Below are 21,609 nucleotides of genomic sequence, written 5' to 3'. Positions count from 1 at the left end.
ATCCTGAGAGAAACTATGCTAGAGTAAAAGCTCGTCGTGATTACGTAATAGCACGTATGTTTGAAGATGGTTATATAACAAGAGATGCTGCGAAGGAAGCTATGGATAGCCCGATAGTTTTACGTAAACGAGCTAAGGAAGAAACTGTTACGGCAGATTATTATGCTGCACAGGTCAGAGAAGAAGTAATTAGGATGTTAAATAGTCAGGAAGAATTTTATACCGGAGGTCTTACTATTATTACTTCTTTAGATGCAAAGATGCAGCAATTAGCTGAAAACTCTCTAAGAAAAGGTCTAAGGGAGTTTGATAGAAAGCGTGGTTTTAGAAAGCCTATAGCTAATATTTCTCTTGATAATTGGCAAGGAGAGCTAAAAAAACTACCGACTCCTCCATCGCTTTTAGAGTATAAATTAGCTGTAGTTCTAGATGTGGCCGATAATCATGTAGAGATTGGACTTATAGACGGCAGCAAATCTAAGATGCCTATTGCTGAAATGAAATGGGCAAGAAGTAATCTTAAATCAGTTAAGACCTTGCTTAAAAAAGGTGATGTGATAGTGGTTGAGGCTATAAAAGAGGGGTATGCTCTTCGTCAGATTCCTGAAGTAAACGGTGCTATTATGGTTATGAACCCAAATACCGGACAGGTACTTGCAAGCGTTGGTGGTTATGATTTTTCCACAAGTAAATTTGATAGAGTAACTCAAGCACTGCGTCAACCCGGTTCTTTGAGTAAAACCTTTGTTTATTTAGCAGCTCTTGAAAACGGTGTTAAGCCGAATCAGATTTTTAATGATGGACCTATTGAGATTTCGCAAGGTCCAGGGATGCCTAGTTGGCGTCCTAAAAATTATGAGGGTAAGTTTTTAGGTGAAATCACTATGCGTACTGGTCTTGAAAAATCTCGTAATCTTATAACCGTAAGAGTTGCAACTGCCGTAGGACTTACAAAAATCGTTGATATAATTAAGCGTTTCGGTATTAATAATGAACCAAAAAAAGTTTACTCTATGGTACTTGGTTCAATTGAAACCACACTTAGCAGAATGACTAATGCTTATGCAATTATTGCTAACGGTGGTAAAAAAGTTGAGCCTCATTTTGTAGAATTAATTAAAGATCGTAACGGTAAAATTATTTATAGGCGAGATGATAGAGAATGTCTTGCTTGTAATGTTTCGGATAGTAATTTAGATACTGCAATATTAGAAATACCGAAAGAATATATCTATAGAGTTACGGATGAAGCTAGTGATTATCAAATTACTTCATTTTTAACCGGAGCAATAGATAGAGGTACCGGTTATGCTGCGAAGAAGTTAGGGAAAATTATCGGCGGAAAAACCGGTACTAGTAACAATAGTAAAGATACATGGTTTGTAGGTTTTACACCCACAATAGTAGTCGGCAGTTATGTGGGTTATGATACACCGAAAGAGCTTGGAAAAAGAGCAACAGGCTCAAACGTAGTATTACCGATTTTTATTGATTTTATGAGTAATGCTTATAAGGATAAGCCATCGCTGCCTTTCAAAGTTCCAGATTCAATTAAGCTAATCGCCGTAGATAGAGCAACTGGTAAAATTACACCAAGCGGTACTGTTATAGAAGCATTTAAAGTAAATAATGTTCAGATGCTTGAGAATGAATATATGATTGATAATCACGATAATAATGATATTTTTGATTATGTACCGAGTAAGGAAGATCAATCGCAGGACATTTACTAAACTGTATAATTAGTTTAAGCCGATGTCATTCCCTGTTCTCTATGTCATGCAACAAAACCACCTATTTTTATTTGAACCTATGAAAAAAATTATTTTATATCTCACTGCCCTCATATCACTTAACTTTTATAACTCACGTGGATTGTTTTTTAGTTAATGAAAATTATAAAACAAGAAGGTAATTGTGAGTCTCGTTATGCTCCATGCTCAACATTTAAAATTGCTATAAGTTTAATGGGTTATGATGATGGGTTTTTAATTGATGAAACTCATCCAAAATTACCTGTTAAAGCAGGATATGCTGACTATCTTAAAGTTTGGAAACAATCCCAAACACCTAAAGATTGGATGAAGAATAGCTGTGTTTGGTATTCTCAGATTATTACTAAAGAATTAGGTATTGAAAAATTTCGTGATTATGTAACATAATGTGATTATGGTAATTGTGATATTTCAGGAGGAGATAAAGGCAAGAATAACGGTTTAACTAATGCATGGCTTTCTAGTTCTTTAGAAATGTCACCGTAAGCACAATTAGCTTTTCTTCAGAAACTAGCAGAGAATAAATTGCCTGTAAGTGTTCAAGCCCAGGAAATGACTAAAAATATTTTGTTTATTGAAGATTTTGTAGATTGTTGGAAGCGTTACGGTAAAACAGGTAGTGGTAATAAACTTAGCCAAGATAGAACTGTAAAGTTAAAGGATCATAAAATTGGATGGTTTATAGGTTGGCTACAAAAAAATGACAGAACAGTTTTCTTTGTACATTTCATTGAAGATAATAAAAATTATTATTCTTATGCAGGGCAACGTTCTAAAGAAGCAGCGAAAGAAAAGCTAAAAGAATTGATAAATCAAGAATTGAAATAAATCTCAATTTTTATTTTCGAGGAACAACCAATAGTGAATTTGCTATTGGTTGTTGATTAAAAAGCAATACTCTGGGTTATCTATACTAAAGTACCTTCTTCTTCATAGAAGACTCCGGTCATATCTCACACAGCATGATCATTATCAAGTAGAGTGTTATTTTCAGTAGTAACATCTTCATTAATTTCAGCAGCAAGTTTTTCAGCTTCAATTTCATCAATATATTGTTTTAATTTAGCTTTTGTTGCGTTTTTATTTCTAACATACCAAGTTACCCCTACACCTATTATAACAGCTATGGAGGTAACTACAGCTGTGCCAATGCTTATATATTGAGCAACTAAGGAATTATCGTTATCACTCTCATCAAACATATTTTCTTGAGAGTTGTAAGTTGTATTGAAAGCAGTATTAGTAAGGTTTGCTACGGTGTTATTAATTAAATTTATTCCCGTTTCAGTCTAACTTTCGGTGTTATCGGAAAAGATTGATTCAGAAATTTCGGCAGTAGAGCTTGTTATTGTGTTATTAATCGGATTAGCTGCTATTTCAGATAAGTCTTTTGTTATGAGTTCTAATAAGTTTTCTATTATGTTAGTACCTTGAGTAGTGCTAGATATCGGGTTAGATATTAAATCCTGTATTGCTGAAGAAATTCCATTCAAATTATTTCCTTTAAGTACCTCAAATATTTTGCATCCTTTACTATAACCTATAGTAATAGGGTTATTAGTTGCTGCAGTATTAAGTATATACTCAATAGTAGGGTTTTAAATTTTAGTATAATTTTGTGGATCAAAATAATAACGAAAATTTTCTTGACATATTTTCATCAATGTTTCCTCATGCATAAAAGTATTATCCCTTGTTTTTTTTAATATATAATCTCGTATATCGTCTCCATTATAATTAACTGCAGTAATAATAGCCTCGTCTATAGTTAGTTAACACTTTCTTTATTTTGAAAAATCCTCTAAATATTAGGTTCATGATATCGTTATTTAATAATTCAATTCCTTTGCTATACTCCATCGCTGCCATATTGTTTTTAGGACAATTCGATACAATTAAATTTTTTGTAGTAGGATCTATATAATAATTTTCTCCGTTATATCCTATTTGAAGCATATTATATTCTTGATCTCCAATTGTTGCTCTTACTGGTTGTAGTAATTCTTGCCACAGTGGTTAAAAATGAAGTTAATTGATGTATCATTTTGCTATTCCTTTTGGTTTTTAAAATTGAAGGGCATAATCAGCAGTACTTATTTAATAGTCAAGAAATTATTAACAAAAATTAATAATTAATATATAATCATTGCAATTAGGTGAAATTATATAAATTTCAATATCGCTTGAAGTATCTAAAGAAATGTTATAAAGTCAAAAAGTTCATAGAAATTTAAGGGTATTATGCAAGTAGTAAAAGCTTTAGAACAAATTTTAGCAGATAGCTATGCTTTATATTTTAAAACACAAAATTATCATTGGAATGTAGAAGGAGCAGAGTTTAGAAGTCTACATTTATTATTTGAGGGACAGTATGAAGATTTAGCTGAAAGCTTAGATGAGCTTGCTGAAAGAATAAGAAGTTTAAATGCTAAAGTTCCCGCATTATCAGATTTAATAAAACTTGCATCTATAGATGAGGCAAATCTAAACGCAACGGCAAATGAAATGCTTAAAAGTCTAACAAAAGATCAAGATATTATTAGAGATACATTATATAAGGGACTCAAAGTAGCACAAGCAGAGGGCGATGAGGGTACAGCCGATATGATTATTGGACGAATTAAGGTGCATGAAAAGAATAGATGGATGCTGAAGAGTAGTATACTCTAGTGTCATTTCCATTTTCGTCATTGCAAGCGACTAAAAGGAGCGTAAGCAATCTCAGGAGATAAGATAGTGTATGATTCCTGAGATTGCTGCGTCGATGTTGTGCATCTCCTCGCAATGACATTAATGTTCATAATAAACAAACTAACAAAATAAAAATAAAATGGAACAATATGATGTAGCCGTTATAGGCGGTGGTCCAGGTGGGTATGTTGCAGCAATTAGAGCAGCACAATTAAAGAAAAAAGTTGTATTAATAGAAAAAGAGCATTTGGGTGGGGTATGTCTTAATTGGGGGTGTATACCGACTAAATCCCTGCTTAAATCTGCTGAGGTTTTTGAATATATAAAACATGCTAAAGATTATGGAATTGATGCTAAAGGTGCTGAAATCAACATTAAGAACATAGTCCAACGCTCAAGAGAGATTTCAAATAAGCTTGCAGGCGGTGTTAAATTACTACTGAAAAAAAACAAAGTGACTGTGATAGACGGAGTAGCAAGTCTTGCAGGAAATAAGGTAATAAATATAAATGATAAACCTACAGTAAAAGCAGGAAATATTATTATAGCTACCGGCGCAAGATCTAGGGTTTTAAAAGGCTTTAAGCCTGACGGTAAACAAATTTGGACTTCTAAAGAAGCTATGATACCGCAGCATGTGCCGAAATCTATGATTATTGTCGGTTCAGGTGCAATCGGTATAGAATTCGCTTCGTTTTATAATAGTATTGGTGTGGATGTTACCGTAATTGAGGCACATAATAGAATATTGCCTGCTGAAGATATGGAAATTAGCGGAATCGCTCATAAGAACTTTGAGAAGAAAGGTATAAAAATTATTACAAATGCTAAGTTAATTAAGCAAACAAAATCAAAAGATAAGATAGAAATTGAGTTAGAGTTAGCAGATAAAACACAAAAATTACAAGCTGAAATTTTACTTATGGCAGTAGGTATTACAGCTAATACGGAAAATTTAGGTCTTGAGAAAACAAAAATTAAAGTAGAAAACGGCTATATAACTACTAACGGGTTAATGCAAACTGCGGCATCAGGAATTTATGCTATAGGCGATGTAGCAGGAGTGCCTTGTTTAGCTCATAAAGCAAGCCATGAAGGTATTATTGCAGCGGAAAGCATAGCAGGCTTAAAACCGCATACTATTAATAAACATAATATTCCTGGTTGCACTTATTCTTCGCCGCAGATAGCAAGCGTCGGTTTGACTGAAGAAGCAGCAATAACCTTAGGTTATGAACTTAAAATAGGCAGATTTCCTTTTATAGCTAACGGTAAGGCTTTAGTAAGCGGTGATAGCGATGGCTTAATTAAAACTATATTTGATGTTAAGACGGGTGAGTTGCTTGGAGCTCATATGATAGGCTCGGAAGTTACGGAATTAATACAAGGATATGTGGTTTCAAAAAATTTAGAAGGAACGGAGTTAGATTTAATTAACACTATCTTCCCGCATCCGACTTTATCGGAAATGATGCATGAATCAGTATTCTCTGCTTATGATAGGGCAATACATATATAATATACTCGATGAACTTCAAGAATTGGCTACGTCGTCTTATAAGAGCTGTGGTGCTCACGTATTAAGTATATGCTCCGCTCCTTGCCTTATAGACTCCTTGCTCTTGTTGAAGTTGAGCTTCGTATATACGTTTCATTTTACTTCGGAGATATAAATTAAGAAAATGAACAAAGGTAATTTAATCAAGAATTATGCAGTAGCGTTATTTAATAACGCTATGGTTGATAATATACAAGATAAGATCTTTGAAGAAATTACTTCTATAAACCGTATAATTACCGATAATTTTGATATCAGAGACTTCCTATTTTCTCCTATAGTAAATAAGAATGACAAAATTAACGCAGTTAATTCATTAGCAAAAAATATCAAAATTAGCACAATAGTACAAAATTTTTTATTGTTATTGGTGAAAAATTCGCGTACTGCTATTTTATCTAATATAGTAGATGCTTATAATACTTTACTATATGAAAGTAAAAACATAAAGATAGTTCAGGTTATTTCTGCAAATAAGTTACAACCTAAAGAGCAGGAGTGGATTAAATCTCGTATAGAAAAAGAATTAAATCAAAAAACAGAAATATTATTTGATATAGATAATACTATTATTGGCGGTATTGTAATTAAATATGATAGTATGTTGCAAGATTACTCAATAAAAGGTAGTTTAGAGAAAATAACGAAAGCTTTAAAGACAGTTAATATTGCTGTATAGATATTTATATAGTCATTGTGAGGAAATTACGAAATAATTGACAAAGCAATCTCAGGATATTTTATGAGATTGCCACGAGGCCTACGGCTGTTCGCAATGACGACTCGGTATCCACACGGGCAATGTTCGTTCACAATGACAAGAAAATTAGGAGACATAAACCACATGAAACTAAAGCCTATTGAAGTAGCTGAAATATTACAAAAGGAAATAGCTAATATTAATTGCTTAAGTGAGCTTGAGGAAGTAGGGCAGGTAATAACCGTCGGTGACGGTATAGCCCAAATTTACGGTCTTGCTAATGTAAAATCCGGTGAAGTAATAGAATTTAAATCCGGTGTTAAGGGCCTTGTTTTAAACTTGGAAAACGATAGTGTCGGTGCTGTAATTATGGGGGATGATAACCAAGTACAGCAAGGTGATAATGTCAAAAGAACTAAAGAAGTGTTAGAAGTACCGGTAGGAAAAGCTTTGCTTGGTCGTGTTGTTGATGCTCTAGGTAATCCTATTGACGGCAAAGGCGATATTGCAAGTAAAGAGTACAGACATATCGAGATGAAGGCTCCGGGGATAATAGAAAGAACGAGCGTGAGTGAACCTGTACAAACTGGAATAAAGGCTATAGATTCGTTAATCCCAATAGGTAGAGGACAAAGAGAGTTAATAATCGGTGATAGGCAAACTGGAAAAACAGCTATAGCCGTTGATACTATTATTAATCAAAAACAAGCTCATTCACTTACTAATGAAAGTGATAAAATTTATTGTATTTATGTAGCTATTGGGCAGAAAAGATCAAGTGTTGCACAAATAGTAAAAAAACTAGAAGATGCCGGAGCCATGGACTATACACTCATTGTTTCGGCTACTGCTTCGGAAGCTGCAGCTCTTCAATTCATTGCCCCTTATTCTGCCTGTAGTATGGGCGAATATTTTCGTGATAACGGCATGCACGCACTTATTATTTATGATGATTTAAGTAAGCATGCCGGTGCATATAGACAAATCTCATTATTACTTAGAAGACCTCCCGGGCGAGAAGCCTATCCCGGCGACGTGTTCTACCTGCATTCAAGGTTGCTTGAGCGTGCTGCTAAAATGTCAGAGGAAAAAGGCAGTGGTTCACTTACTGCTCTTCCTATAATCGAAACGCAGGCAGGTGATGTATCTGCATATATCCCAACAAATGTTATTTCGATTACCGACGGTCAAATTTTCTTAGAAAGTGAGCTATTTTATAAAGGCGTAAGACCTGCCGTTAATGTCGGTATTTCGGTAAGCCGTGTTGGTTCTGCAGCACAAATAAAGGCTATGAAGCAGGTAGCAGGTTCGGTAAAGCTAGAGCTTGCTCAATTTAGAGAGCTTGAGTCTTTCTCGCAATTTGGATCAGATTTAGACCCTGCCACTAAAGCACAAATCGATCACGGTAAAAGATTAGTTGAGATATTAAAACAAGCTCAATATCATCCTTTTCCGGTAGAAGAACAAATAGTAAGTATTTATGTTGGAACTAAGAAATATTTAAATGATGTCCCGCTTCAGAAAGTAAAAGAATTTGAAGATAAAATGCTTACGGAGATAAGGTTAAATAAAAAAGATATTTTGGAATCAATAAAAAACGAGCAATGTATAACTGAAGAAACCGAGCAGAAACTGAAAGCATTTTTAGAAAACTTTGTTAAGGAATTTGTTAAATAAAATGATGTTGTTTTTGTGTGGATACTAAATCGTCATTGCGAGTGACTGAAAGGACCGTGGCAATCTCAGGATATTTGACGAGATTGCAACAAAGCTTCGTGCCTCGCAATGACATAAAAATACTAAATAAATATGTCAAATTTAAAGCAGTTAAGAGCTAGAATTAAAAGCGTTAAATCTACACAAAAGATTACTAAAGCAATGCAACTAGTATCAGCTTCTAAAATGGCAAAAATAAAGAGTCAAATAGCCAATTCAAATTTTTATATTGAGGCTGTTAGTAAAATGATGTCTGCTATATTATCAATTGATATGTATGAGTTATCTATAGAAGAGCAGAAATTTTTTAATACCGTGCCGAATAAAGCAAATTTATTGATAGTTATGACATCACAGCGTGGTTTATGCGGAACGTTTAATTACAGTATAATTAAGCAAGTTAAGAATGATATTAAAGAGTTAGAAAATAAAGGCGAACAAATAAAACTTATCATTATTGGAAAAAGAGGTTACGAAGCACTAAAAAGGCAATATGTAAATTATATTGATAGTTATTTTGAGTTACCCAAAATTCATAATGAAAATCTGATGCTACAAGTAAAACAAAAAATTATGTCGGCAGTAGAAAATCTAGAAGTTAGTAATTGTATTATATATTTTAATAAATTTAAGAACGCAATGACTCAAATTATGACTAGACAACAGATTTTACCAGTAGCAAAATATCAGGATGATTCTATGATAGATAATCCTATAGTTAATTTAGTCGGATTCGGATACAAGGAACGAGCAGCGAAGCCTATAAATAATAGGAGAGCGATGAGTGACATAGTAGGCGAGTCCAAATCAATTGACTATAATTATGAATATGAGGGAGAAAATCTCATTTCTAATCTCATTAATTTATATGTGAATTCCCAAATAAATTATGCTTTACTACAAAGTAGAGCAAGTGAGGAGGGCGCTAGAATGACCGCTATGGAAAATGCAACAAATAATGCTAATGATTTAATAAGCAAGTTAGTTTTAAAGCTAAATAGATCAAGACAGGCTATTATTACTACGGAATTAATAGAGATTATAGCCGGTTCAGAAGCGGTTTAGATATACTCGTTTAATTTGAAAAATTGGCGTCGTTGTTTCATATTTTTTGATCCTCACGTACTAGTATATACGCTGTCAAAAAATATGAAACGCCTTGCTCTTTTCCACATTAAACTTCGTCTATCTGTTCTTCATTTTATTTGTATTATATTTTTTAACAAAAGAAAAAATCATGACAAAAAATATTGGAAAAATTACTCAGATTATTTCAGCGGTGGTGGATGTAAAATTTACGAATAACGGTGCGTTACCGGAAATTTTAAATGCTCTAGAGTGCTATAACGATAAACAAAGGATAGTCCTGGAAGTAGCACAACATATAGGTGATGATACAGTACGTTGTATTGCTATGGATTCTATGGAAGGGTTAGTGCGGGGCGTAGAAGTAATAGATACAGGCAGTCCTATTCGTATTCCTGTAGGTACTGAGACGCTTGGGCGTATTATGAATGTTGTAGGTGAGCCGATTGACGGTAAAGGAGACATTAAAAGCTCAAATATTTCTTCTATATATAAGCCTGCTCCTGATTTTACCAATCAGTCAACCGAGCGTAATATATTAGTAACCGGTATTAAAGTTATTGATTTACTTGCTCCTTATACTAAAGGCGGTAAAATAGGACTATTCGGTGGTGCAGGAGTTGGTAAAACCGTGCTTATAATGGAGCTTATTAATAACGTAGCTAAAGCACACGGCGGTTATACGGTATTTGCAGGAGTTGGTGAGAGAACTAGAGAAGGTAATGATCTTTACCATGAAATGATTGACTCGGGTGTTATTAACCTTGCAGAGCCTGAAAAGTCAAAAGTAGCTTTAGTTTATGGACAAATGAACGAGCCGCCGGGAGCAAGGGCAAGAGTTGCGTTAAGCGGTCTGACCATTGCGGAGAGTTTTAGAGATATGAATGAAGGGCAAGATGTTTTGTTTTTTGTAGATAATATTTTCCGTTTTATTCAAGCAGGTTCTGAAGTATCGGCGTTACTCGGTAGGATTCCGTCAGCGGTAGGGTATCAGCCTACTCTTGCAACCGATATGGGCGAACTACAAGAGCGTATCACCTCTACTAAGCACGGCTCAATAACTTCCGTGCAGGCTATATATGTACCGGCGGACGATTTAACTGATCCTGCTCCTGCTACTTCTTTTGCACATTTAGATGCTACAACGGTACTTAGCCGTCAGATAGCTGAGTTTGGGATTTATCCGGCAGTTGATCCGTTAGATAGTAATTCGCAGGTACTTGATCCGATGATTGTTGGTGAAGAACATTATAGTGTAGCAAGACAAGTGCAGCAGGTTTTACAAACTTATAAATCGTTGCAGGATATTATCACTATTTTAGGTATGGATGAGCTATCCGAAGAGGATAAACTAACCGTGGCACGTGCTAGAAAAATACAGCGTTTCTTATCGCAGCCTTTCCATGTTGCTGAAGTATTTACCGGAGCTGCAGGCAAATTTGTTAATCTAGCCGATACTATCGCAGGCTTTAAAGGACTTGTAGAGGGTAAATACGATGATTTACCGGAAGCTGCTTTTTATATGGTCGGAACTATAGACGAGGCTATAGAGAAGGCGCAAACGTTGAAGTGACGTAGTAATTTTACTATATTATTCTATGAACGCAACAATTCTAGTCAAAATAATTACTCCTTTAAGTATTGTATTGGAAAAGCAAGCTAAAATAGTAACAATGTCGGGTGAGGAGGGGATGTTTGGAGTGCTGCCGAGTCACGTTCCGATGATTGTGAGTTTAAAAGCCGGTTTAGTGCAGGTTTATATAGATGATATGCATAAATCTGAAAACACTTATCTTATTTCCGGCGGTGTAACCGAAGTAACGGCAAATTATATTAATATAGCTACGGAAACGGCTATTAACGTTACGAATTTAAGTGAAGCGGAAATAGCAACTAAGCTTCTCGATCTGCAAAAAACTTTATCAGATCAACATTAATTTGTTTGAAAAATCTACGTTTTGGTATAAGGTTATTTTAATGTCATTGCAAGGCTTTTTTCAGTCATTGCGAGGAGCGAGAAGTGATGCGGCAATCTTGTCAAACTTCCTGAGATTGCCACGCAGTTCTACAGCTGCTCGCAATGACGATGTTTATTCCACATAATCAAGTGAGAAACAAATGTCAAAAGTACATAATTCAGAATATATACAAGAGTTATCAGTTGATAATACTTCATACAAAATTTACGATATAAATAAAGCGGCAAGCGATATAGATCTTCCCTTAAAAAAGCTTCCATATAGTTTAAGAGTATTATTTGAGAATATATTACGTTCTAATGGTTCAAAGCAAAGCTTACTTTTATTTAAAGAATGGCTAAAAACTAAAAAATCTGATGCGGAAATAGATTTTATGCCGGCAAGAGTTTTGATGCAGGACTTTACCGGTGTGCCTGCTATTGTAGATTTGGCGGCTATGCGTGATGCGATGAAGAAAATAGGAGGTGATCCGTTAAAAATTAACCCGCTTATTCCTGTTGATTTGGTAATAGACCATTCCGTAAGCGTTGATTCTTATGCAGCTAAGGATTCATTCAATAAAAATGTTCAAATGGAAATGAAACGTAATATAGAGCGTTATGCATTTCTTAAATGGGGGCAGCAAGCATTTAATAATTTTAAAGTAGTGCCGCCGGGTACGGGTATTTGTCATCAGGTAAATTTAGAATATTTAGCAAAAGTCGTGTGGCATAAAGACGGCACCCTTTATCCTGATAGTTTAGTTGGAACGGATAGCCATACAACTATGGTAAACGGTTTATCGGTGCTTGGTTGGGGAGTCGGCGGAATAGAGGCAGAAGCTGCCATGCTAGGTCAACCTATTACTATGATTCTGCCGGAGGTAATTGGGATAAAACTAACAGGAAAATTAACAGGTATAGCTACCGCAACCGATTTAGTTTTAACCGTTACCGAGATGTTGCGGAAAAAGAAAGTAGTAGGTAAATTTGTCGAGTTTTTCGGTGAGGGTCTTAAAAACCTAATGATTGCCGATCGTGCTACTATTTCTAATATGTCGCCTGAATACGGTGCTACTTGTGGCTTTTTCCCGATTGATCAAGAAACTATAAAATATCTAGAGCTAACAGGTAGAGAAAAAACGCAAATCAGATTAGTAGAGCAATACGCAACCGAGCAGAATCTTTGGTATGATTTTGAACATGCGGTAGAATATACTGAGGTTTTAGAACTAGATTTATCTATGGTACATAGTACACTTGCCGGTCCAAAACGTCCGCAAGATCGAGTAAACTTAAATGATGTAGCAAGTAATTTTAAATATGAATTACCGAATTTTGCTTTAGAAAATAAAGACATTGATAAAAAATATGCCGTAGCAAATCAGAATTACGAAATTGGTAACGGCGATGTGGTAATTGCAGCAATTACTAGCTGTACTAATACTTCTAATCCTTCGGTTATGATTGGTGCAGCACTTCTTGCTAAAAAAGCACTAGAACACGGGTTAAAGGTAAAACCTTGGGTTAAAACTTCTCTTGCTCCTGGTTCAAAAGTCGTAACGGAATATTTGAAGCTTAGTGGTCTTGATAAATATTTAGATGAATTAGGGTTTAATCTAGTAGGTTACGGCTGCACTACTTGCATCGGTAATTCCGGACCTCTCAATCCAGAAATAGAGAAAACTATTAACAAAAACGGGCTAGTTGTTGCTTCTGTTTTATCTGGTAATAGGAATTTTGAAGGGCGAATTAATCCGCTTACTAAAGCAAGCTATCTCGGTTCGCCTATTTTAGTCGTAGCATATGCACTTAGCGGCACTCTTAATATAGATCTAACAAATATGCCCATAGGAGAAAATATTTATTTAAAAGATCTTTGGCCAAGCAAAGAAGAGATAGATGAAGTTATTGCAAATTCAATTAATTCCTCTATGTTTATAGAAAAATATTCTGATATATTTAGCGGAACGAAAGAGTGGAAAGATTTACAGGTTACTAATAATTCTACTTATAACTGGAATAAGAATAGTACCTATATTAATAATCCGCCTTATTTTAAGGATATAGGCAGCAAGAATAATATACAAGATATAAAATCTGCAAAAATTCTAGCAATTCTCGGTGATTCTATTACTACCGATCATATTTCGCCGGCAGGTAGTATTAGTAAAACCAGCCCTGCTGCTAAATATTTAACGGACCATCATATAGAGCCTCTAGATTTCAACTCTTACGGATCACGTAGAGGAAATCATGAAGTAATGATGCGTGGCACATTTGCTAATATTCGTATAAAAAATGAGATGTGTAAAGGTGTAGAAGGTGGGTTTACCATAAACCAGTTAAATGGCACGCAGCAAACTATCTACGATGCAGCTATGGACTACAAAGCTCATGATGTATCAGTAGTGATTTTTGCAGGTAAAGAATATGGCAGCGGCTCATCTAGAGATTGGGCAGCAAAAGGACCTAGTTTGCTTGGTGTAAAGGCAGTGATTGCCGAGAGCTTTGAGCGAATACATCGCTCAAATTTAGTAGGTATGGGTATTTTACCGCTAACTTTTACCGGCAATAATACAAGATTAGATTTAAAGTTAGACGGTTCAGAAACTATTGACATTACAGGCTTAAGCGAGAATATAAGCTCTTATCATCCTGTTAAATGCGTGATAAAAAAACAAACCGGTGCAATAAGAACAATCGATTTAATATTGCAAATATTTACGGATAATGAGATAAATTATATAAAGCACGGCAGTATTATGCATGTTGTGGTAGAGAGTTTGAAGGGGTAGTTTGCTGGTATCGTCATTGCGAGGAAATTGCGTAGCAATTGTACGTACGTAATCTTGGGAGTGTGTTATTATTTTATGAGATTGCCACGCCAGTCTACGGCTGCTCGCAATGACAATTCAGATAGCCATGCAACAGCGCCACATGGGAACGACATAAAGAGGTAAAAATATGGACAAGCATCTTAAAGAATATACCGAGAGCGGTAAGAAAAATTTAATTGTGGTATATATATTATATTTATGCGGGATCGTAGCTCCGATATTGCCATTAATCGGGGTATTTTTTGCATATCTTAACAAAGATAAAGGCGATAATTTTGCAATTAGTCATTACGTGTTTTTATTTCGTACTTTTTGCCTTGGGGTTCTTGGGTGGATTGTATGTTTTATATTTACGTTTATCATGATTGGAGTAGTACTATACGTTATACTCGCTGTTTGGTATATACTTCGTGTTGCCATCGGTTTTAAATATATGATAGAAGACAAAGCATACCCAAACCCTATGACTTATTGGATAAAATAAAAATGATAAAGCTGAACGTAGACGGTTCTGAAATAGAAGTATCAGAAGGTAGCACCGTTTATCAAGCCTGTACACAAGCAGGAAAAGAAATCCCTCATTTTTGTTATCATGAGCGTCTAAAAATTGCTGGTAATTGCCGTATGTGCTTGGTTGAAATGGAAAAATCACCAAAGCCTATAGCTTCTTGTGCTATGCCGGTAAGTAACGGTATGGTTATTCATACCGATACGCCGATGGTAAAAAAAGCACGTGAAGGGGTGATGGAGTTTTTACTGATTAACCATCCTTTAGATTGTCCTATTTGTGATCAGGGCGGAGAGTGTAATTTACAGGATCAGGCTTTCAGATACGGCAAAGGTACTAATAGATTCCACGAAAATAAGAGATCTATTAAAGATAAATATATGGGACCGTTGATTAAAACAGCGATGACTAGATGCATACAATGCACAAGATGTATTAGATTTGCAAGCGATATAGCGGGAATAGAGGAAATGGGAGCTATTCACCGTGGAGAACACATTGAAGTAACTTCATATTTAGAGCAAACTTTAGATTCCGAAATTTCCGGTAATATGATCGATATTTGTCCCGTCGGTGCTTTGAACTCTAAGCCTTATGCTTTTAAAGCTCGTAAATGGGAGCTAAAACATACCGCTAGCATTGGAGTGCATGATGCCGAAGGCTCTAATATTCGTATTGATAGTAGAGGCGATGAGGTAATGAGGATATTACCTCGTGTTAATGAAGAAATAAATGAAGAGTGGCTTTCGGATAAGAATCGTTTTAGTTATGATGGTTTAAAATATCAGCGCTTGGATCATCCTTATATCAGAAAAAACGGTAAGTTAGTAGAAGCTAGCTGGAGTGAAGCTTTAAAGACAGTAGCGGATAAAATAAAATCCGTAAAACCAGAAAAGATTGCTGCTATTGCTGGTTCTCTTTCTTCTGTCGAAGCAATGTTTATGTTAAAAACATTATTGCAAAAGCTTGGCTCTAATAATTACAGCGTTAATCAGTTTGACTATAAACTAGATACCATGCAGCGAGGCAATTATTTATTTAATACTACTATTGCAGGGATAGAAAAGGCTGATTTATGTTTGCTAATCGGAGCAAATCCAAGGCAAATAGCTCCAGTATTAAATAGTAGAATAGGTATACGAGTACGTGCCGACTCACTAAAAGTAGCAAGAATAGGTGGGGGGCATAACCAAACCTATAAAATTCAGGATTTAGGAAGTGATATTAAGATTATTGAAGGGCTAGCTATTGGTACTCATGAGTTTACGAAAGCCTTAAAAGCAGCAAAATATCTGATGATTATAGTAGGTGACGGTGTATATGCAAGAGATGACGGATATGCTATATTGTCGCTTATTCATAAGATAGTGACTGAATATAATATTATGCGTGATGATTGGAAAGGTTTTAATATATTGCATAATCACGCTTCTATAGTTGGCGGTCTGGATATTGGTTTTAATACTCCTATTAAGCTCGAAGAGTTGGAACTCGCTTATTTACTTGGAACGGACGCCATCCCATTTGATAAGCTGAAATCGACCTTTATAATATATCAAGGACATCACGGGGACGTAGGTGCTAGCAGTGCTGATGTAATTTTACCTGCGGCTGCTTATACCGAGCAGAGCGGAATTTACGTAAATTTAGAAGGTAGACCGCAAATAGCAGAAAAAGCAGTATCGCCTGTAGGGATAGCTAAAGAAGATATAGAAATTATTAAAGAGCTTGCTGGTTATCTAAAAATAGATATCGGAATGGATAATTTGCAAGAAGTAAGAGTAAGACTTGCTAAAGAATATAAGGTATTTGCTAGTATTGATAGAATTATAGAAAATAAGTTTAGTAAGTTTAGCTCTAAAGATAAGTTATCAAAAGAGCCTATAACTGCAGAACCTATTAATTATTATATGACTGACGTGATTAGTAAAAATTCGGTCACTATGGCTAAGTGCGTTGAGGCTAAGGAAGCAAGAGACGAGGAGGCGGCATGATGAAAAATATGCTATTCTCACCCCGTATGTCATTCCTGCAAAAGCGGGAATCCAGCTCTTTTTTTGTAAATTATTTTCTGGATTTTCACTTTTGCGGGAATGATATAATAAGAGTACAATCATGCTAGAACTCTTTTTTGAATATATTTTTCCGTTAATTATCATCGCTCTAAAGGTAGTTGCAATTACTATCCCTTTAATATTGTGCGTTGCGTATTTAACATATGCAGAGCGTCGTGTTATTGGATTAATGCAGCTTCGACGAGGACCTAACGTTGTCGGTCCGTTTGGATTACTTCAGCCTATTGCCGATGCAGTTAAGCTCTTATTCAAAGAGCCGATCATTCCAACCAATGCCGATAAAATATTATTTATTTTAGCACCGATGATAACTTTTATATTAAGTTTAATCGGCTGGGCAGTTATACCCTTTGCAAAGGGCGTAGTTCTGGCAGATATTAATGTAGGTGTTTTATATATTCTTGCTATTTCTTCTTTAAGTGTTTACGGCATTATTATTGCTGGCTGGGCTAGTAACTCAAAATATGCTTTTTTAGGAGCTATACGTTCCTCTGCCCAAATGATTTCTTATGAAGTGTCGATGGGGCTGGTTATTATTACCGTGCTACTTACTACCGGTACTCTCAATTTAAGTGAGATCATTGAAGCACAAAGAACAATACCGTGGTGGATTGATTTAATGCTACTACCTATGGGTGTCGTGTTTTTTATCTCGGTGTTTGCCGAAACAAATAGATTACCTTTTGATTTACCTGAAGCAGAATCGGAGTTGGTTGCTGGCTATAATGTTGAATATTCCTCTATGGGATTTGCTTTATTTTTTCTAGGTGAATATGCCAATATGATATTAGTTAGTGCAATGACTACGATTTTCTTTTTAGGAGGTTACTTGCCGCCCTTTAATATATCGTGGTTAGATTGTATTCCGGGGTTCTTTTGGTTTGTATTTAAGGTTGGATTCTTATTGTTTTGTTTTTTATGGATTAGAGCGACCTTACCAAGATATCGCTATGATCAATTAATGCGACTTGGCTGGAAAGTATTTTTACCTCTAACTTTATTTTGGGTAGTGTTAGTATCAAGTGTGCTTGTTTATACAGATAATTTACCGAGTATTTAGGTGTTATTGTTGCTTGATCGGTTTACCCGTCATTGCGAGGAAATTACTAAGTAATTGACGAAGCAATCTCAGGATATTTGACGAGATTGCCACGCAGCCTACGGCTGCTTGTAATGACAATTCAGTATCCATGCGGGTGATGCCCCGCAGAAATACATCGATCTTTAATATATAATTTTTATGATAAACTATTTAAAATCGTTTTTTCTATATGAGATAGTAAGGGGGATGGCTTTGACTTTAAAGTATTTCTTTAAGCCCAAAGTTACCATAAATTATCCTTATGAAAAAAGCCCTATTAGTCCAAGATTTAAGGGTGAACATGCCCTGCGTCGCTATGAAAACGGTGAAGAACGCTGCATTGCGTGCAAACTCTGTGAGGCGATTTGTCCGGCACAAGCGATAGTAATTGAAGCGGACGAACGAGAAGACGGAAGCAGGCGTACTACTCGTTATGATATAGATATGACAAAATGTATTTATTGCGGATTATGTCAGGAAGCTTGCCCTGTAGATGCAATAGTTGAAGGTCCTAATTTTGAGTTTACAAGTCTAACTCATACCGCACTTATTTACGATAAGGAAAGATTACTGCAAAATGGCGATAGATGGGAACAGGCACTCGCTAGTAAACTACACAAAGATTACGAGTATAGGTGATATACTCGTTTAATTACTCTTCATTTATTCGGAATATATACGTATATTATGCTATTGTGATTCTGTTAATAGGTTCATTTCAAAAAAGTTAAATTAAAAAAATATATCATGAAAATTCGAACCTTGCATTCGAGATTTCATAAACCTTTGTAATTTAATTATTGCTTTTCTTTTTTTTGACTTTTATTCTCTTAATTATAAAAACTAAAAAACTATATTCCTACTAGAATAAGAGAAACTCATAAAATATATAGTACTAATGAGCAATATTTAAAGTTAAAATCATATGATAAGGATTTATACAATTAAAAGCCTCCAAAAGAGCTAGAAAACAAGAGAATTAGTTATAAGAATAATATATAAAGTTACTAAAACACATGCTGTAAGTATAATAATTAATTATTCAATTTGGATTATAGTTAGCCTTATATTTTTTATTGTACATTGGAAGATTTATAAAAATACGCAAAACAATAATAATTAATCAAGCCGTAATATCTGTGCAGATTTTATAGAGCTTTCTAGATGAGAGGATAGAAGAACAATACCGCCGCTATTTGCTTTCATGATAATTAGATTATTGAGTAAAGCCCTATTTTCTTTGCTTAAGTTAGTTTCAACTTCATCAAGTAGCCATAAGTCAGATTGGCAAGCAATAAGCCTTGCTATGGCTACGATTTTCTGCATTCCGCTAGACAAACTATAGCATTTTTTATCTAATAAGTCGTGTAATTTGAAGTAGTGAATAGCAGCATATAGGGTTGCAGCGGAATTATAAATTTCTGACCAAAATTTTAGATTCTCAAAAACAGTCATTTCTGATTTTAGACCTAAATTATGACCGATATAAGTGCAGTAAAGTTTAGCGATATTGTTAATATTACAGTTTCTATAGTAGATATTACCGCTACTCGGTTGCATAATTCCTGCTATCATTCGTAGCAACGAGCTTTTCCCACAACCGTTAGCTCCTTTTATATATGTTATAGAAGAAGGAAGAAAAGTAATATGTAGATCAAATAAGTTTTTAAATTGTAATTGATGAAGTGATAGCATGTTCTTGTCATACCGTAGCTTGACCACGGTATCCATATAAAAGCAATTCAAAATACTAATAATTTTACTAGATATCGTGGTCAAGCCACAGTATGACATCTGTTGCTTTTTAATAAATTTAATTTTCATGATGCTCTTCTGATGTAGTCCGTTAATTCTGTATTATATTGTTAATTATTATGACCAATTCCAAGTTTCTTACGAGCATCTCTTCAAGCTTCTTTATGATCTTGATGCATCAGGATTTACTACATGACTTATATCTATGCCTGTTACCTTATTAGCTTCTTGACCTAGTTTTTTAGTTGCGTTGTTTAATTCATGATTTATTTTTTTAGTTTCTTTTGCTATTTTTCATATAAATCTCACTTTTAAGTTCTATAATTAGAGTAGCATTTATATTTTTTGTAAGCAATTAAAATTTTACCAGCAAATTTTCCACCGATAAGCTAAATACATTTAAAATAGAACTCGGCATTAGACCAAAGTAAATAATTAATAATATTAAAGGAGCTATTGAGATTATTTCGTATTTATATAAATCTCTGAAATGCATAATGTCTTTATTGGTAATTTCACCGAGCATTACTTCTTTGTATAATTTCAGCATATAAACCGCCCCGAAGATTATGCCGAGAGCTGCTATAAAGGTTGCTACTACATTCACCTTATAAATCCCAAGTAGGCTTAAAAATTCTCCAATAAATCCACTAGTTCCGGGTAACCCGACAGAGCCGAGCATTGCAATCATAAAAAATGCAGCAAGCACCGGCATTTTACTTGCTACACCACCATATTTAGCTATTTCTTTTGTATGTAATCTTTCGTACAAAGTACCGACTATTAAGAATAGACATGAAGAAATCACACCGTGGCTAAGCATCTGAAATATTGCTCCGCTAACTCCGGCTTTAGTAAAGCTAAAAATACCTATCGTAACATATCCCATATGTGCAATAGATGAATATGCTATCATCTTCTTCATATCTTTTTGAGCAAGCGCAACGAGTGATGCATATATTATAGCAATAACGCTAAGGTAAAGTACGTAAATTGCAAATTCTTGTGATACACTCGGACATAGAGGTAGTAATACTCTTAAAAAACCGTAACCGCCAAATTTTAGCAAAATACCGGCAAGAATAACCGAGCCGCTGGTTGGAGCTTGTACGTGTGTATCGGGTAGCCAAGTATGAAAAGGAATAATAGGGATTTTAACGGCAAAAGCAATAAAGATAGCCCACCATAAAATTTGCTGTGTAAATAATGGAATATTATCGGTAAGCTGAAAGATATGGGTTAAATCAAAGCTATGCATTTTGCTATAAATATAAATTAATGAAAGTAGGAAAAATACAGAACCAAAGAACGTGTATAAGAAGAATTTAAGAGCCGCATATATTCTATTCTTGCCACCCCATACGCCGATAATAATATACATCGGCACTAATATTGCTTCAAAAAACAGATAAAATAATAGTAAATTTACCGAGGTAAATGCCCCTATACAAAAAGATTCCATTAATAAAAAACATACCAAGTATTCTTTAATATATTTTTTAACAGTAAATAAGCTTCCAATTATACAAATAAGCGTAAGAAAAGAAGTGAGAACCACAAAAAATATTGATATACCGTCAACGCCTACATGGAATTCAAGCCCGATCTTATCAAGCCAAGCGTAGCGTTCAACAAATTGATAAGCGGGGTTTGAGGAGTCAAACTCTATTAAAATATAGATAGTTGAGATGAATGTTAAAACAGAACTAAGCACTGCAACATACATTACATATATCGGTTTATCTGCTTTTTTACTTTGACTAATAAACAGCAAAATATATAGCACGCTTATTAGCGGCAGAAAAATACTGATAGATATAATAGGTAATTCTAACATTCTTTAAGATTTTATGAGTTTTTTTCCGTC

20 protein-coding genes are annotated in these 21,609 nt (G+C 34.8%); 15 read left to right on the top strand and 5 right to left on the bottom strand.

All coding sequences use genetic code 11. The features are described 5' to 3' along the window. The 3 genes from BG75_RS06510 to BG75_RS10235 form a co-directional block, all read left to right on the top strand. Positions 1–1,733: penicillin-binding protein 1A (locus BG75_RS06510; RefSeq protein WP_252903704.1), on the top strand; the 1,733-nt coding region annotated here is incomplete at its 5' end. A 156-nt stretch (positions 1,734–1,889) separates the two neighbouring features. Then, positions 1,890–2,162, top strand: coding sequence for a penicillin-binding transpeptidase domain-containing protein (locus tag BG75_RS10240; RefSeq protein ID WP_062811840.1), 273 nt, complete (start codon positions 1,890–1,892; stop codon positions 2,160–2,162). Between the two features lie 165 nt (positions 2,163–2,327). After that, entirely contained in the window at positions 2,328–2,603 is a 276-nt protein-coding gene (locus BG75_RS10235; protein ID WP_252903703.1) for a penicillin-binding transpeptidase domain-containing protein, read from the top strand. Between the two features lie 125 nt (positions 2,604–2,728). Here the strand turns inward: BG75_RS10235 and BG75_RS06495 are convergent, their stop codons facing one another. The 3 genes from BG75_RS06495 to BG75_RS06485 all read right to left on the bottom strand — a co-directional run bounded on the left by BG75_RS06495 (position 2,729) and on the right by BG75_RS06485 (position 3,731). After that, positions 2,729–2,977 carry a hypothetical protein gene (locus BG75_RS06495; protein ID WP_062811838.1) on the bottom strand — a complete coding sequence of 83 codons (249 nt, stop codon included), beginning with the start codon at positions 2,975–2,977 and terminating at the stop codon, positions 2,729–2,731. Between the two features lie 87 nt (positions 2,978–3,064). Next, a complete protein-coding gene (locus BG75_RS06490; protein ID WP_062811837.1) occupies positions 3,065–3,268 on the bottom strand; it encodes a hypothetical protein in 204 nt (67 codons plus the stop codon). 244 nt (positions 3,269–3,512) lie between these two features. Then, on the bottom strand, positions 3,513–3,731 hold the full coding sequence (locus tag BG75_RS06485; RefSeq protein WP_062811836.1) for a hypothetical protein: 219 nt from the start codon (positions 3,729–3,731) through the stop codon (positions 3,513–3,515). Positions 3,732–4,016: 285 nt separating this feature from the next. Here BG75_RS06485 and BG75_RS06480 point away from each other — a divergent pair, with 285 nt between their 5' ends. The 12 genes from BG75_RS06480 (at position 4,017) to nuoI (ending at position 18,626) form a co-directional block, all read left to right on the top strand. After that, positions 4,017–4,445, top strand: coding sequence for a Dps family protein (locus BG75_RS06480; protein WP_012151348.1), 429 nt, complete (start codon positions 4,017–4,019; stop codon positions 4,443–4,445). Between the two features lie 160 nt (positions 4,446–4,605). Beyond that, positions 4,606–5,985 carry a dihydrolipoyl dehydrogenase gene (lpdA, locus tag BG75_RS06475; RefSeq protein ID WP_062811835.1) on the top strand — a complete coding sequence of 460 codons (1,380 nt, stop codon included), beginning with the start codon at positions 4,606–4,608 and terminating at the stop codon, positions 5,983–5,985. A 163-nt stretch (positions 5,986–6,148) separates the two neighbouring features. Continuing rightward, the gene (gene atpH / locus BG75_RS06470; protein ID WP_062811834.1) at positions 6,149–6,703 is read left to right on the top strand and encodes an ATP synthase F1 subunit delta; all 555 of its coding nucleotides are present in this window, start codon (positions 6,149–6,151) and stop codon (positions 6,701–6,703) included. A gap of 165 nt (positions 6,704–6,868) precedes the next feature. Next, positions 6,869–8,401 carry a F0F1 ATP synthase subunit alpha gene (gene atpA / locus BG75_RS06465; protein WP_062811833.1) on the top strand — a complete coding sequence of 511 codons (1,533 nt, stop codon included), beginning with the start codon at positions 6,869–6,871 and terminating at the stop codon, positions 8,399–8,401. A 132-nt stretch (positions 8,402–8,533) separates the two neighbouring features. Then, positions 8,534–9,505, top strand: coding sequence for an ATP synthase F1 subunit gamma (atpG, locus tag BG75_RS06460; protein ID WP_062811832.1), 972 nt, complete (start codon positions 8,534–8,536; stop codon positions 9,503–9,505). Positions 9,506–9,677: 172 nt separating this feature from the next. Continuing rightward, a complete protein-coding gene (gene atpD / locus BG75_RS06455; protein ID WP_062811831.1) occupies positions 9,678–11,099 on the top strand; it encodes a F0F1 ATP synthase subunit beta in 1,422 nt (473 codons plus the stop codon). A gap of 25 nt (positions 11,100–11,124) precedes the next feature. Then, positions 11,125–11,463: a F0F1 ATP synthase subunit epsilon gene (locus BG75_RS06450; protein ID WP_062811830.1), complete on the top strand. Its 339-nt coding sequence runs from the start codon at positions 11,125–11,127 to the stop codon at positions 11,461–11,463. Positions 11,464–11,644: 181 nt separating this feature from the next. Next, entirely contained in the window at positions 11,645–14,281 is a 2,637-nt protein-coding gene (gene acnA / locus BG75_RS06445; RefSeq protein ID WP_062811829.1) for an aconitate hydratase AcnA, read from the top strand. 169 nt (positions 14,282–14,450) lie between these two features. Continuing rightward, positions 14,451–14,807, top strand: a complete 357-nt coding sequence (locus BG75_RS06440; RefSeq protein ID WP_004997331.1) for a DUF4870 family protein — start codon at positions 14,451–14,453, stop codon at positions 14,805–14,807. 2 nt (positions 14,808–14,809) lie between these two features. Further along, complete coding sequence (nuoG, locus tag BG75_RS06435; protein ID WP_062811905.1) at positions 14,810–16,825, top strand: NADH-quinone oxidoreductase subunit NuoG; 2,016 nt, start codon at positions 14,810–14,812, stop codon at positions 16,823–16,825. A 121-nt stretch (positions 16,826–16,946) separates the two neighbouring features. Further along, positions 16,947–17,966 (top strand): NADH-quinone oxidoreductase subunit NuoH, encoded by a 1,020-nt coding sequence (nuoH, locus tag BG75_RS06430; RefSeq protein WP_062811828.1) that lies wholly within the window; start codon positions 16,947–16,949, stop codon positions 17,964–17,966. 180 nt (positions 17,967–18,146) lie between these two features. After that, entirely contained in the window at positions 18,147–18,626 is a 480-nt protein-coding gene (gene nuoI, locus BG75_RS06425; protein WP_062811827.1) for an NADH-quinone oxidoreductase subunit NuoI, read from the top strand. 480 nt (positions 18,627–19,106) lie between these two features. Here the strand turns inward: nuoI and ccmA are convergent, their stop codons facing one another. Beyond that, entirely contained in the window at positions 19,107–19,682 is a 576-nt protein-coding gene (gene ccmA, locus BG75_RS06420) for a heme ABC exporter ATP-binding protein CcmA (protein WP_062811826.1), read from the bottom strand. A 415-nt stretch (positions 19,683–20,097) separates the two neighbouring features. Continuing rightward, positions 20,098–21,579: an NADH-quinone oxidoreductase subunit M gene (locus BG75_RS06415; RefSeq protein ID WP_062811825.1), complete on the bottom strand. Its 1,482-nt coding sequence runs from the start codon at positions 21,577–21,579 to the stop codon at positions 20,098–20,100. Between the last annotated feature and the right edge of the window lie 30 nt (positions 21,580–21,609).

The organism is Rickettsia endosymbiont of Proechinophthirus fluctus (genome assembly GCF_001602635.1).
In the GTDB taxonomy this organism is placed as follows: Bacteria; Pseudomonadota; Alphaproteobacteria; order Rickettsiales; family Rickettsiaceae; genus Rickettsia; species Rickettsia rickettsii.
The sequence above is the reverse complement of the archived record's forward strand: the minus strand, read 5'-3'. Positions and strand labels throughout refer to the sequence as shown.